The 13,964-nt window shown below is 56.5% G+C and carries 14 protein-coding genes and 1 other annotated feature; of the genes, 10 read left to right on the top strand and 4 right to left on the bottom strand.

Going from position 1 to position 13,964, the window contains the following annotated elements; genetic code table 11:
• The first annotated feature begins 193 nt into the window (after positions 1-193).
• Positions 194-451: a YciN family protein gene (locus AU511_RS09190; protein WP_240503803.1), complete on the top strand. Its 258-nt coding sequence runs from the start codon at positions 194-196 to the stop codon at positions 449-451.
• Between the two features lie 87 nt (positions 452-538).
• Here AU511_RS09190 and sohB read toward each other — a convergent pair whose 3' ends face one another.
• Positions 539-1,585, bottom strand: coding sequence for a protease SohB (gene sohB, locus AU511_RS09185; RefSeq protein WP_094100516.1), 1,047 nt, complete (start codon positions 1,583-1,585; stop codon positions 539-541).
• Positions 1,586-1,904: 319 nt separating this feature from the next.
• On the opposite strand from sohB, the gene AU511_RS09180 reads away from it, so the two are divergent.
• Positions 1,905-2,666, top strand: coding sequence for a YciK family oxidoreductase (locus tag AU511_RS09180; protein ID WP_094109468.1), 762 nt, complete (start codon positions 1,905-1,907; stop codon positions 2,664-2,666).
• Positions 2,667-2,753: 87 nt separating this feature from the next.
• On the opposite strand, the gene rluB is transcribed toward AU511_RS09180, so the two are convergent.
• From rluB to rnm, 3 genes are all read right to left on the bottom strand, one after another.
• Positions 2,754-3,635, bottom strand: coding sequence for a 23S rRNA pseudouridine(2605) synthase RluB (rluB, locus tag AU511_RS09175; protein ID WP_094100518.1), 882 nt, complete (start codon positions 3,633-3,635; stop codon positions 2,754-2,756).
• Between the two features lie 143 nt (positions 3,636-3,778).
• Complete coding sequence (locus tag AU511_RS09170) at positions 3,779-4,399, bottom strand: L-threonylcarbamoyladenylate synthase (RefSeq protein WP_094109467.1); 621 nt, start codon at positions 4,397-4,399, stop codon at positions 3,779-3,781.
• Between the two features lie 78 nt (positions 4,400-4,477).
• Positions 4,478-5,362: an RNase RNM gene (rnm, locus tag AU511_RS09165; protein ID WP_094109466.1), complete on the bottom strand. Its 885-nt coding sequence runs from the start codon at positions 5,360-5,362 to the stop codon at positions 4,478-4,480.
• A 230-nt stretch (positions 5,363-5,592) separates the two neighbouring features.
• Positions 5,593-5,692 (top strand) — a sequence feature (Trp leader region).
• A 20-nt stretch (positions 5,693-5,712) separates the two neighbouring features.
• Here rnm and AU511_RS09160 point away from each other — a divergent pair.
• The 8 genes from AU511_RS09160 (at position 5,713) to AU511_RS09125 (ending at position 13,951) form a co-directional block, all read left to right on the top strand.
• Positions 5,713-7,275, top strand: a complete 1,563-nt coding sequence (locus AU511_RS09160) for an anthranilate synthase component 1 (protein WP_094109465.1) — start codon at positions 5,713-5,715, stop codon at positions 7,273-7,275.
• Positions 7,275-7,853 (top strand): glutamine amidotransferase-related protein, encoded by a 579-nt coding sequence (locus AU511_RS09155; protein WP_094100522.1) that lies wholly within the window; start codon positions 7,275-7,277, stop codon positions 7,851-7,853. The genes AU511_RS09160 and AU511_RS09155 overlap by 1 nt, the downstream gene beginning before the upstream one ends.
• 19 nt (positions 7,854-7,872) lie before the next feature.
• The gene (trpD, locus tag AU511_RS09150; RefSeq protein WP_094100523.1) at positions 7,873-8,874 is read left to right on the top strand and encodes an anthranilate phosphoribosyltransferase; all 1,002 of its coding nucleotides are present in this window, start codon (positions 7,873-7,875) and stop codon (positions 8,872-8,874) included.
• A 3-nt stretch (positions 8,875-8,877) separates the two neighbouring features.
• A complete protein-coding gene (gene trpCF / locus AU511_RS09145; RefSeq protein ID WP_094109464.1) occupies positions 8,878-10,266 on the top strand; it encodes a bifunctional indole-3-glycerol-phosphate synthase TrpC/phosphoribosylanthranilate isomerase TrpF in 1,389 nt (462 codons plus the stop codon).
• Positions 10,267-10,275: 9 nt separating this feature from the next.
• Positions 10,276-11,469, top strand: a complete 1,194-nt coding sequence (gene trpB, locus AU511_RS09140) for a tryptophan synthase subunit beta (protein ID WP_176222617.1) — start codon at positions 10,276-10,278, stop codon at positions 11,467-11,469.
• Positions 11,469-12,281, top strand: a complete 813-nt coding sequence (gene trpA / locus AU511_RS09135; RefSeq protein WP_094109463.1) for a tryptophan synthase subunit alpha — start codon at positions 11,469-11,471, stop codon at positions 12,279-12,281. The genes trpB and trpA overlap by 1 nt, the downstream gene beginning before the upstream one ends.
• Positions 12,282-12,699: 418 nt before the next feature.
• The gene (locus tag AU511_RS09130; protein WP_094109462.1) at positions 12,700-13,086 is read left to right on the top strand and encodes a YkgJ family cysteine cluster protein; all 387 of its coding nucleotides are present in this window, start codon (positions 12,700-12,702) and stop codon (positions 13,084-13,086) included.
• A 112-nt stretch (positions 13,087-13,198) separates the two neighbouring features.
• Entirely contained in the window at positions 13,199-13,951 is a 753-nt protein-coding gene (locus tag AU511_RS09125; protein ID WP_094100527.1) for a YciC family protein, read from the top strand.
• The last annotated feature ends 13 nt before the right edge of the window (positions 13,952-13,964 follow it).

The following is a 13,964-nucleotide window of genomic DNA, read 5'->3' as shown; positions in this document are numbered from 1 at the left end:
GCTTGACTATGGAAAATCCCACACTCTACCTGATAAATGCGACCACGCAACTTAATTAGCATGTAAAGGCGGTTTTCGCCACCGATCGCCCCGCGAGAACTTAAACAGGTAAGATAAAAATCTGGTAATTTGCCGTGTAAAGGCGTCAGGCAGTACAATGCGGCAGAATTTTATCCGCAGGAGCACAGGCGTTATGCACACGAATAAAGAAAAGACCCCAATCGATCGCGCCACCTTGCTGGCTGAAGCCAACACCCTTATCAAAAATCACGACGACTATTTGCAAGGCATTGAAGCCACCGATGTCGAACAAAAAAACGGCGTTCTGGTTTTCCGCGGCGACTATTTTCTTGACGATGAAGGGCTTCCTTCGCGCAAGACTACCGCCGTATTCAATATGTTCAAATATTTGGCGCACGAGCTGTCAGACAAATACAGCCTGAAGGATTAGTTAGCCAGCGGAAAAGAGTCGAGGAGCGCAAAGCAGGAAGTTTGATTCAGTCCTGGCCCGCCGTGGCAGCGGGCCAGGACGGGCAAGTTACAGAAGAGGCTGATGCCCTTTTTGCCACCAGCGCAGCATCAGACGTTCCAGCGTCGCCCCCGCGCTGCCGGTGAAGCGATCCATCAGACGCTTACGGCGCGAATAGTGCACTGACAGAATGTTAAATGCATTCATCTCCGCTATCAGCAAATCGTCGCTGGTGCCAATCGCGTCCACCAGCCCCAACGCCCTCGCCTGAGTACCGAACCAGTGCTCGCCCGTCGCCACCGCATTAATATCCAGACCTGGACGCATTTCACTGACGAAATCTTTAAACAACTGATGCGTGACATCCAGCTCTTCGCGGAACTTCTCCCGTCCGGCATCGGTGTTTTCACCAAACAGCGTCAGGGTACGTTTATATTCGCCCGCCGTATGAAGTTCGACATCAATATCGTTGTTTTTCAGCAACCGGTTAAAGTTAGGCAGCTGCGCAACCACGCCGATGGAACCGACGATAGCGAACGGCGCCGCCACAATGCGATCCGCCACGCAGGCCATCATGTACCCCCCGCTGGCCGCGACTTTATCCACCGCCACCGTCAGACGAATCCCTTTATCGCGCAAACGCTGGAGCTGGGAGGCCGCCAGACCGTAGCCATGCACCACGCCGCCGGGGCTTTCAAGCCTTAGCAACACTTCATCGTTGTTGCGGGCTACGGCCATCACGGCGGAGATCTCCTCGCGCAGCGAACTGACTTCTGAGGCGTCCATACTGCCGTTGAAGTCAAGCACATACAGGCTGGGTTTGCCGTGCGCTTCCTCGCCGCGCCGACTGCGCTGCTTTTCAAGCCGAGCTTTCGCCTTTTCCTCTTTTTTATGCTTTTTTTCCAGCGCCTTGCGTTCCGCGTCGCTCAATGCCGCACTTTCCATTTCCTGCTGCACGCCGCGGTACTGTTCGCCGAGGTCGATAACCTGCAGCTCGCCGCTGCGCTGACGTTTTCGCTGAGACAGGCCGACGGTCAGCACCACCAGCGCACCGATGGCGACCACCACGGTCAACGTCTTTGCCAGAAATAATCCATATAAAGCCACTAATTCCACGATACCGCCTCTTATTCTATGACGAGCAGGGAACTGACTTCGCCAGCGCCCCTGCTTGGGTTGCCTAACATCAGTGTCATAACGTAGCGTATGCCATACGTAATGGCGATGCCTCAGCAATGAAATTCACACTTTCGCTGTTTTTTCCAACGCACCGCCCTGAATTCGCCCCAGTCTGATTGAAAGTGCCTATCGTTTCAGGCATAAATCCTCTATTTATACCTGCCTAAATCGATTCCGGATTCAGGCCGCCCTACGTGGCCGACAGCCATCCCCCTTCGTTCAGCGTCTGGTTTGACGACGGAAAGAGGACATTGACGTGTACTATCAGCCTAAAAACGACTTGCTAAAACAACGCATTATTCTGGTGACCGGCGCGGGCGACGGCATCGGACGCGAAGCCGCGCTGACCTATGCCCGCTATGGCGCCCGCCTGGTGCTACTGGGTCGTACCGAGAGCAAACTGCGCGCTGTGGAGCAGCAGATCCAAGAAGAGTGCGGTGCCCATAGCTACTTGATTCCGTGCGACATGCTGTCGGCTAATCCGGCTCAATTTCAACAGATCGCGGAGGCGCTGAGCCAGGCGATGCCGCGTTTGGACGGCGTCCTGCACAACGCCGGGTTGCTGGGGCAGATCGCCCCCATGACGGAACAGTCGGCCGACGTTTGGCAACAGGTGATGCAGGTCAACGTGAACGCCACCTTTATGCTCACGCAAGCGCTACTTCCCTTGCTCCTCAAATCGTCCAGCCCTTCACTCGTTTTCACCAGCTCCAGCGTGGGGCGCGAAGGCCGCGCGGGCTGGGGCGCCTATGCCGTTTCCAAATTCGCTACCGAGGGCATGATGCAGGTGCTGGCCGAAGAGTATCGTCATCGTAATTTGCGGGTGAACTGCATCAATCCAGGCGGAACGAGAACATCAATGCGGGCTTCTGCCTTCCCTGAGGAAGATCCAAAAAAACTGAAAACGCCAGCGGATATCATGCCGCTCTATTTGTATCTTATGGGCGATGACAGTCGACGTAAGACGGGAATGAGTTTTGATGCTCAGCCGAGAAGAAAACCAGGAGCAGCGGAATAACGCAGGCGGAATAAGACTGTATTGATAAGACAGATGTTATAGAGAAATAAAACGGGATACCGTATGGATTGGGTATCCCGTCATAAATCAGCCGTTACGCTTGGAAGGCGGATTACGGCGGCTTGGCGCAGCGCTCACCTGGCTGTGACGTTTCACCGCACGGCGGATCTGATGCGCTTTCATCCGACGGCGTTCACGTTCAACCGGCAGTTTGCTCACCGTTTCGGGCGGCAACTGGACCAATTCACGCAGATAGTTGACGTCTTCCAACTTCATTTCAGACCAGCCACCACGCGGCAGGCTCTTCGGCAGTTGGATGTCGCCGTAACGTACGCGGATCAAGCGGCTAACCTGAACCCCGACGGCTTCCCACAGACGACGCACTTCGCGGTTACGTCCTTCCGTCAGAGTCACATTATACCACTGGTTCATGCCTTCGCCGCCCTGATAGCGGATAGTGCGGAACGATGCCGGGCCGTCATCCAACTGTACGCCTTTGCTCAGTTGTTTGATTTTATCGTCGTCAACCGAGCCGAAGACACGAACGGCATATTCACGTTCGACTTCGCGGCTGGGGTGCATCAAACGGTTCGCTAACTCGCCGTCGGTGGTAAACAGCAGCAGACCGGAGGTGTTAACGTCCAGTCGACCGACCGCGACCCAGCGGGCCCCCTGCATTTTAGGCAGGCGATCAAACACCGTCGGACGACCGTCAGGATCGCTGCGCGTACACAGTTCGCCTTCTGGTTTGTAGTACATCAAGACCCGGCATACCGTATCTTCGGTATCGCGCACCGTCACCACATGACCGTCGATGCGCACTTTGGTCGCTTGGGTCACGTCGACGCGATCGCCGAGCGTGGCGATTTTACCATCGACGCTGATGCGCCCTGCCTGAATCATTGTTTCGATTTCCCGGCGTGAACCATGTCCTGCACGCGCCAGTACTTTTTGTAGCTTTTCGCTCATTGAGCAACCTCTGAGTGTCGCCTTCACAGGCGTCGGGGGGAGAGATGCACCGGCGTCAAATACGCCCGCGCAAGAAAATTTGCGGCGCGATTATAACTGCATTCGCGCCGAATGTATTCTGAATGTTGCCGAGGTGGAGCGCGTTAAAGAAACGGAGTGATGTCGCCGGTGCCTTCACGAATCACCTCCGGCGCATCGCCGGTGAGATCGATAACCGTCGTGGGTTGTTGCCCAATGAAGCCGCCGTGAATAATCAGGTCGACCTGCTTGCCGAGATGATCTTGGATCTCTTCCGGATCGGACTCGGCGAAGTCGTTGCCCGGCAACATCAATGTGGTGGACATTAGCGGCTCGTTCATCGCCGCCAGCAGATCCAGCGCAATAGGGTTTGCCGGAACGCGCAGGCCAAGGGTCTTACGCTTCTCATTCATCAAGCGCCGCGGAACTTCTTTCGTGCCCTTCAGAATGAACGTGTAGTTACCCGGCGTGTTGTTCTTAATAAGCCGAAACGCCGCATTGTCCACATGTGCGTAAGTGGACAGTTCCGATAAATCGCGGCACATCAACGTAAAGTGGTGACTGCTGTCCAAATGACGAATGCGGCAAATGCGTTCCATCGCCGATTTGTCCTCCAACTGACAGCCCAACGCATAGCCGGAGTCAGTCGGATAAACAATAACGCCCCCCTTGCGCACGACGTCGACCGTCTGAGCGATCAACCGCGTCTGCGGATTTTGGGGATGAATATAGAAAAATTGACTCATGTACCACCTCATCTCTTCAAAACGTGGAATCCGCCATAGCAGCGCTCCGCGCCAGGCGTTTTCACGTGCGACTGACAATCACGCCTTCAGTCTGTCGTGCAGTGCCGGATGTTCCCAAACCGGTTCCACTCCGCCAGGCAACCACAATTTGCGCCCAAGTTCTATCCAGGCGCAGGGAGAGTGAAAGTCCGAGCCCTGTGATCCCAGCAAATGATAGTCCTGCGCATAACGCGCCAGTTGAGTTCGCTCATCGGGTGCCTGCTGACACTGCGCGACTTCCATCGCGTCACCCTGACATTCGGCAAAGTGCGCCAGCAGCCGTTTTAGCCACTTGGCGCTAAGCTGATAACGGCCGGGATGCGCCATGACCGCTACCCCCCCGGACGCGTGAATGACGTCGGCGGCCTGTTCTATTGTACACCACTGCGGCGGCACGTAGCCGGTTTTGCCCTTCGCCAAATAGCGTTTGAACACCTGATTGATCGCCGTAGCCTTCCCCTGCTCGACCAGATAACGGGCAAAATGCCCGCGCGTAATCACGCCGCCAGCCGCGAGACGGGTAGCGCCTTCCAACGCACCGGCGACCTGTGCTTTTTCCAGCCGGGCCGCAATTTGCTCGGCACGTTGCTGACGATAGTCCGCCTGCCGTGCAAGCAGAGCCACCATCGAGGCGTGATCGGGATCGATCCCCAACCCGACGATATGGATTTCATGATTTTCCCACAGCGTGGACACCTCGACGCCTGCCACCAGTTTCAGCGGCAGCGCTTCGTCCCGAATCGTTGCTCGCGCTTCTGGCAAACCAGCGGTCGTATCATGGTCGGTAATGGCTAACACGCCAACCCGCATCGCCACGGCGCGGCGCACCAGTTCGGCGGGCGTTAATCCACCGTCTGAAGCTTGGGTATGACTGTGCAGATCGTACAGTGGGAATGAAGCAAGGAGGGAAGTTTCTTCTGGCACTCAGTGGTATCCATCTCGTCGGACAAAGATAAGTTCAGACGGCATGATGCCATTAATAGCCATGAAAAGGTAAGAAAGATAATCATGGCGATGGCCGTCGGTTCCGTATTCTTCACGACAAATAATTTCTTTTTTGGGTTGACTTACCTAGAGTGCTCCAGTTAACTAGTACGCAAGTTCAGTAACGGTTTAAAGGCAGACAAATGGCGATGCAATCGAAAAAATACAGTGCAGGTTGGTGGCGCTTATCCCTCTAAGGGCGAATCGATCGCGCATACCCATTATCTGATATGCAGCATCCTTAAGCCCGCTTTAAGCGGGTTTTTTTATGGATAAACAGAGTGACTATCATGCCAAAGACAAAACCAGAAATTGAATTACTGCGCGCCAAGGCAGAATACCGAGACGATCCGAGCGCGATTTTTCATCAGCTGTGCGGCGCCAGACCCGCCACGCTGTTACTGGAGTCCGCCGAAGTCGACAGCAAGCAGAATTTGCAGAGCCTGCTGATCGTAGACAGCGCCCTGCGCATCACAGCCATGGGAACGCAGGTTTCCGTTCAGGCGCTGACCGCCAACGGCGCATCGCTACTGCCGTTACTGGATCACGCGCTGCCGCCGGAAGTGCGGGTTGAAGCGCGTCCGAATAGCCGAGAGTTGACCTTTCCAGCCATAGACGCGATGCAAGACGAGGATGCGCGTCTGCGTTCATTGTCCGCGTTCGATGCTTTGCGGCAGTTGCTGACGCTGGTGAGTAGCCCGGACAATGAACGCGATGCCATGTTCTTCGGCGGCTTGTTCGCCTATGACCTGGTCGCCGGGTTTGAAGCGCTGCCCCCGCTTAGCCAGCAGCAACGTTGCCCGGATTACTGCTTTTATCTCGCCGAGAGCTTGCTGATTGTCGACCACCAGCACCAGACGACGCAACTGCAGGCAAGCCTGTTTACGCCGAATGGCGACGAGCGTCAGCGCTTGAAACAACGTCTCGAACAGTTGCTGCATCAGATGACCCAACCTGCGCCTGCGCTGCCCTGCCAGCACGTTGAAAGCATGACGCTCGATTGCAATCAAAGCGACGATGATTTCGGCGATGTCGTCAGACAGATGCAGCAGGCCATTCGAGTGGGCGAAATTTTTCAGGTCGTGCCGTCGCGCCGTTTCTCTCTGCCATGCCCTTCCCCGCTGGCGGCGTATCAGACGCTTAAAGAAAACAACCCAAGCCCTTATATGTTCTATATGCAGGATCAGGACTTCACGCTGTTCGGCGCCTCGCCGGAAAGCGCGCTCAAATATGACGCCGCTAGCCGCCAGATTGAAATCTACCCTATCGCGGGAACCCGACCGCGCGGGCGCCGGGCGGATGGCTCACTGGACCGCGATCTGGACAGCCGCATCGAGCTGGAAATGCGCACCGACCATAAAGAGTTGGCGGAACACTTGATGCTGGTCGATTTAGCGCGCAACGATTTGGCGCGCATCTGCGAACCCGGTAGCCGCTATGTCGCCGACCTGACCAAAGTCGACCGCTACTCCTTCGTCATGCACCTAGTGTCCCGCGTGGTGGGTGAGCTGCGCGCCGACCTGGACGTCTTGCACGCTTACCGCGCCTGCATGAATATGGGCACGCTGAGCGGCGCGCCTAAAGTTCGCGCCATGCAGCTGATTGCCCAGAGCGAAAAAACGCGACGCGGCAGCTACGGCGGCGCCGTAGGCTATTTCACCGCCCGCGGTGATCTGGATACCTGCATCGTCATTCGCTCTGCCTATGTAGAAGACGGCATTGCCACCATACAGGCGGGAGCCGGTGTTGTGCTGGATTCCGACCCTCAAGCAGAAGCCGATGAAACCCGCAATAAGGCTCGCGCCGTTTTGCGCGCCATCGCCAGCGCCCATCTCGCCAAGGAGGTGTTCTGATGGCTGATATCCTGTTACTGGATAATATCGACTCGTTTACCTACAACCTGGTCGACCAACTGCGTGCCAGCGGACATCATGTGGTGGTGTATCGCAACATCATGTCGGCGGAAACGATTATCAAACACCTAGAACGGATGGAACAGCCGGTGCTGATGCTGTCGCCGGGACCGGGCGCCCCTGCCGATGCCGGGTGCATGCCGGAACTACTACAGCGCCTGCGAGGCCATTTGCCGATTATCGGCATCTGCTTGGGGCATCAGGCAATTGTTGAAGCTTACGGCGGCCACGTAGGTCAGGCCGGAGAAATCCTGCACGGCAAAGCGTCCAGCATCGAACACGATGGACAGGCCATGTTCAGCGGCTTGAGTCACCCGCTGCCGGTCGCCCGCTATCATTCTCTGGTGGGCAGCGATATTCCCGCAACATTGACCGTCAACGCACGCTTCAACGATATGGTGATGGCCGTTCGCCATGACCAGGATCGCGTCTGCGGCTTCCAGTTTCATCCGGAATCTATTCTTACCGCCCATGGCGCCCGCTTATTGAATCAAACGCTGGAATGGGCTCTGGCATAAATTAAGCAAGGACACGACAATGCAAACCATACTTCAAAAGCTTTACTCTGCAGAAACATTGAGCCGTGGGGAGAGCCAACAGTTATTCGCGGCGATCATCCGCAATGAACTGGAACCCTCACAGCTGGCTGCCGCGCTGATCAGCATAAAAATTCGCGGCGAAACGCCGGATGAAATCGCCGGCGCGGCCAGCGCGCTGCTGCAAGACGCGCAGCCATTTCCGCGCCCGGATTATCCGTTTGCCGATATCGTCGGGACGGGCGCCGACGGCACCAACAGCATCAACATCTCAACGACGAGCGCTTTTGTCGCGGCGAGCTGCGGCGTGAAAGTAGCGAAGCACGGTAGCCGGAGCGTCACCAGCCGCTCCGGTTCGTCGGACTTGCTGGCCGCCTTCGGTATTCAGCTAGATATGTCGCCGGAAGCGTCTCGCAAAGCGTTGGACGAATTAGGCGTTTGCTTCCTGTTTGCGCCGCATTACCACACGGGCTTTCGTCATGCGGCGCCCGTTCGCCAGCAGTTGAAGACCCACACGCTGTTTAATGTGCTCGGTCCCTTGAGTAATCCGGCGCGCCCGCCGCTGGCGCTGATCGGCGTCTATAGTCCCGCCCTGGTGAAACCTATGGCGGAAACGTTAAAGCTGCTCGGCTACCAGCGCGCCGCCGTGGTTCACGGCTGCGGGATGGATGAAGTCGCCATCCACGGACCGACTCAGGTGGCGGAGCTGCGCGACGGTGACATTGACACCTACGAGCTGACTCATCGGGATTTCGGGCTGGAAACCTACCCGATGTCGGCGCTGATCGGCGGTTCTCCGGAAGAAAACCGCGACATGATGGCTCGCCTGCTCCAAGGGAAAGGGGAACCGGCGCACAACGCCGCCGTTGCAGCCAACGTCGCACTGCTGTTAAAAGTGTTTGGGCAGGAGAACCTGGTGCAAAATGCGCAGCAGGCATTGGAAGTGATTCACAGCGGCCAGGTTTATCAGCGTGTGAAAGATCTGGCAGCGAGAGGACAGTAAATCATGCAGGATACCGTGTTAACCAAAATCGTACGGGATAAAGCCGTTTGGCTTGAACAACGTCGTCAACAGCAGCCGCTGACGGATTTCCAGTCACAGGTAGTCCCCTGTCAGCGCAGTTTTTATCAGGCGCTGAAGCAAACCCGGCCTGCATTTATTCTGGAGTGCAAAAAAGCATCGCCCTCGAAAGGACTGATTCGCGAAGATTTCGACCCGGCGGCGATAGCACAGGTGTACGAAGGCTACGCCTCGGCGATTTCCGTGCTGACGGATGAAAAATATTTTCAGGGCAGCGTCGAGTTTTTGACCCGTGTCAGCGCCGCCGTTCACCAGCCCGTGCTGTGCAAGGATTTTATTATCGATCCTTATCAGATCTATCTGGCTCGCTATTATCAAGCCGATGCGATCCTACTGATGCTTTCCGTACTGGACGATAGCCAATATCAGACGTTGGCCGAGGTGGCGCACAGCCTGAAAATGGGCGTTCTGACCGAAGTGAGCAACCCGGAAGAACTGGAGCGAGCGATTGCCTTGAAGGCTCAGGTTGTCGGCATCAATAACCGCGATCTGCGTGACCTGTCCATCGATCTTAATCGCACCCGTTCGCTGGCGCCGCAGCTACCGCCGGACGTGACTGTCATCAGCGAATCCGGCATCGGTCGCTATGCGCAGATCCAGGCGCTGAGCCGCTATGCCGACGGTTTCCTCATCGGCAGTTCGCTGATGTCGGAGTCTGACCTCGCCATGGCCGTACGCCGGGTGATTCTGGGCGACAACAAAATCTGCGGGTTGACCCGGGCGGAAGACGCCCAGACCGCCTATCAGGCCGGAGCCGTCTACGGCGGTTTGATCTTCGTCGAGTCGTCGCCGCGCAGCGTCACTTTACAGCAAGCCTCTGACGTGATGGCCGGGGCACCTCTGCGCTATGTCGGCGTGTTCCGCAATGCGCCGTTAAGCGACATCGCCACCACAGCCCGTAAACTCAGACTGACGGCGGTACAGCTCCATGGCGACGAAGATGCGGCCTACATCGCGGCGCTGCGTGAACAACTGCCGGACGACTGTCAAATCTGGCAGGCCGTCAGCGTCGGTGAATCCCTCCCCACCCTAGACCGCCCCCAAGTCGATCGCATTGTGTTGGATAACGCGAAAGGCGGCAGCGGTCGGGCGTTCAACTGGCAAGTATTGGAAGGCGCTAAGCTGGATAACGTGCTGCTGGCCGGCGGGATCTCCCCAGATAACGCCGACCGGGCCGCTACATTCGGCTGCGCCGGACTGGATATGAACTCCGGCGTGGAGTCACAGCCGGGCATTAAAGATGCGCGGAAAATCCAGTCGATATTCAAAACGCTAGGCACAGCGCAACAGAATCGTACTTCATTGCAAAAATAAGACAGGCTGATTATGACATTACTCAATCCTTACTTCGGTGAGTTCGGCGGGCAATACGTCCCTCAGATTTTGGTCCCAGCCCTGCGTCAGCTTGAAGAGGCTTTCGTCAGCGCGCAGCGCGATCCCGAATTCCAAGCCGAATTTGTCGATTTACTGAAAAATTACGCGGGGCGGCCGACCGCGCTGACCCTGTGTAAAAACCTGACGGCAGGCACCCGCACCAAGCTGTATTTAAAGCGTGAAGATCTGCTGCACGGCGGCGCGCACAAAACCAACCAGGTTCTGGGTCAGGCGCTGCTGGCCAAGCGCATGGGCAAGACGGAGATCATCGCGGAAACCGGTGCCGGACAGCATGGCGTGGCGACAGCGCTGGCTTGCGCGCTGTTGGGCCTAAAATGCCGCGTGTATATGGGCAGCAAGGACGTCGAACGTCAATCCCCCAACGTGTTCCGCATGCGGCTGATGGGGGCGGAAGTGATCCCGGTGCACAGCGGCTCGTCCACGCTGAAAGATGCCTGTAATGAAGCGATGCGCGACTGGTCCGGCAATTACGACAAAGCACACTATCTATTGGGCACGGCGGCAGGTCCGCACCCCTTCCCGACCATCGTGCGTGAATTTCAGCGCATGATCGGCGAGGAAACCAAAGCGCAGTTGCTGGAGCGTGAAGGACGGCTGCCGGATATGGTGCTGGCCTGCGTGGGCGGCGGCTCCAACGCCATCGGTATGTTCGCCGACTTTATCGACGAACCGTCCGTCAAACTCATTGGCATCGAGCCCGGCGGACATGGCATCGAGAGCGGAGAGCACGGCGCGCCGCTGAAGCATGGACGTACGGGTATTTACTTCGGGATGAAATCGCCGATGATGCAGACGGCGGACGGCCAAATTGAAGAGTCTTACTCTATCTCCGCCGGGCTGGACTTCCCGTCTGTCGGACCTCAGCACGCCTACCTCAATAGCATTGGTCGCGCTGACTATGTGTCGATTACCGACGACGAAGCGCTGGACGCTTTCAAAGCGCTGTCTCGCCACGAGGGCATCATTCCTGCGTTGGAATCTTCCCACGCGCTAGCTCAAGCGCTGAAAATCATCCAGGCCGATCCCGACAAAGAGCAGATTTTGGTCGTCAACGTGTCAGGCCGCGGCGACAAAGACATTTTCACAGTACACGACATTTTGAAAGCTCGGGGAGAGGTGTAATGGAACGCTATAACGCACTGTTTAAACGTCTTGCAGAGAAAAAAGAAGGCGCTTTTGTCCCCTTCATCACGCTGGGCGATCCCTCTCCTGAGATGTCTTTGCGCATCATCGATACGCTCGTGGAATCCGGCGCGGATGCGCTGGAGTTGGGGATCCCCTTTTCCGACCCGCTGGCGGATGGCCCAACGATTCAGGGCGCGAATCTGCGTGCATTAAAAGCGGGCGTCACGCCGGATCACTGTTTTGATATTCTGGCGGCGGTGAGACAGAAGTATCCGCAGCTGCCCATCGGGCTGTTGATGTACGCTAATCTGGTGTTCAATAACGGCATCGAAGCCTTCTACGAGCGCTGCGCGCAGGCCGGCGTGGACTCCGTACTGGTGGCGGATGTCCCGCTGGAAGAGTCGGCGCCGTTCCGCACGGCGGCGATGCGCCATGAAGTCGCGCCGATTTTCATCTGTCCGCCGAATGCGGATGACGATTTGCTGCGCGCGATTGCCTCTTTTGGTCGCGGCTATACGTACCTGCTTTCGCGTGCCGGCGTGACCGGTTCTGAAAATCGGGCCGAGCTGCCGCTGAATCATCTCATCGACAAATTAACCGAGTATCACGCGGCGCCGCCTCTGCAGGGTTTCGGTATCTCCGAGCCTTCGCAAGTTGAGCTATCACTCAAAGCTGGCGCCGCCGGAGCGATTTCCGGTTCCGCCATTGTGAAAATCATTGAGCAACACCAGCAGCAACCCGACGCGATGCTGAAACACCTGGGCGAATTTGTCAGCCGCATGAAAGCGGCAACACGCCAGCCGGGTTAAGCAATATTGCATTCCCCTCAGCGGAGAAGCCTGACGCCAGGGCGACGTTGAATGCGTCGCCCTGACGTTATCCTTTAAACACGCCCATCACCCATCGCTGATTTGATGACCGTTTTTGATACTAAGCCCATGCGGATTAATGGCGGCCGCCGCGATAAACAGCTACTGGGTTCTCTCATCTCTTTTGCTTTTTTAGCCTTGCCAAACTATACAGTGAAGGCCGTCGATGATGAGCGCCAATGCGCTGCAACGGCAACGACGCTTTCACCCGCCCCGCTTGGGTGCCCACTGAACCGCTGATGTCGTGAAGATACAGAATGTGCTTTGCACAAAAATCCCTCTGCCCAACAACACGATTCTGCAGTAGATTTTTATTCTTAACCCAAATTTAAGCGGTCAGAGACCGTGGGATTATTCGATGACAGATTCGAGGGTAGAAAGCGTGAATCCGTGTATGCAGTGCGGCGCCTGCTGCGCTTATTTCCGCGTGTCGTTTTATTGGGCCGAAGGCAATGATGCCGCGGGTCCGGTTCCGGTTGAGCTGACTGAGCCTTTGACGCCGTTCTTGCGTTGCATACAGGGCACCAACAGTAAAAGCCCTCGCTGTTCTGCGTTGGACGGCGCTATCGGCGAGTCCGTCAGTTGCCGCATCTATGCCGATCGCCCTTCGCCCTGCCGAGAGTTTTCGGCTTCCGGCGAAAATCAGCGCCCGAATGACGCCTGCGATCGGGCGCGAGCACATTACGGCATGCCGCCGCTAAGATGCAGCGATGTGATCCCGCAAGCGGAAGAAAGTTTGGAATAAAAAGAATTAGATAGTTGAGGTCGCTGTCGGGGTGCCACTGTCTTGCCGAACCGGTTACAATTAGCGATTAACGACTGTGTTCTATCGCTAACCTTTCTGCCAAGGAGTTGTCATGCCTATCACGGCCAGTACATTGTACCGTGACACAATGAATTTCACGCGTAACCAATTCGTCAGTATTCTCCTGCTGTCGCTGTTGGCCTCGCTTATCACCGTGGTTTTGGGGCATCTGTTTACTCCGGGAAGTGAACAACTGCAAATACTCAATGATTCGAATATTGATCTCTCCGCGGGCGAACAGCTGGGGCTTAGCGACCTCATTCAACAAATGTCTCCCGAACAGCAGATTGTCTTGTTGAAAGCGTCCGCAGCGGGCACGTTTGCCTCACTGGTCGGCAATACGCTGCTCGTGGGTGGGTTGCTGCTGCTGATTCAGATGGTGTCCGCTGGCACCCCCACCAGCGCATTGCGAGCGATCGGCGCATCCCTGCCGATTTTGCCTCGTCTCCTGCTGTTGATCCTTCTCTGCACGCTGCTGATTCAGTTAGGCATGCTGTTTTTGATCGTACCGGGAGTCCTATTGGCCATCATCCTCAGTTTATCGCCGGTGATCAGCGCCACTGAAAAGCGCGGAGTATTCACTTCCATGCGCCAGAGCAGCAAACTGGTCTTTGCTAACTTCCGAGTCACCGCCCCGGCCGTACTGCTGTGGCTGGTCGCTAAAGTGGTGTTGCTGCTGCTGGTCGCGCGTTTGCCATTGGCTGCGCCTACCGTGATGGCTATCGTCATTAACGGCCTGAGCAACTTTATCTCCGCACTGCTGCTCATTTATCTGTTCCGTCTCTATATGCTGCTGCGTAACTGAGACCGGCCCGTCC

Origin of the sequence: Lonsdalea iberica (assembly GCF_002111585.1) — a bacterium.
In the GTDB taxonomy this organism is placed as follows: domain Bacteria; phylum Pseudomonadota; class Gammaproteobacteria; order Enterobacterales; family Enterobacteriaceae; genus Lonsdalea; species Lonsdalea iberica.
The sequence above is the reverse complement of the archived record's forward strand: the minus strand, read 5'-3'. Positions and strand labels throughout refer to the sequence as shown.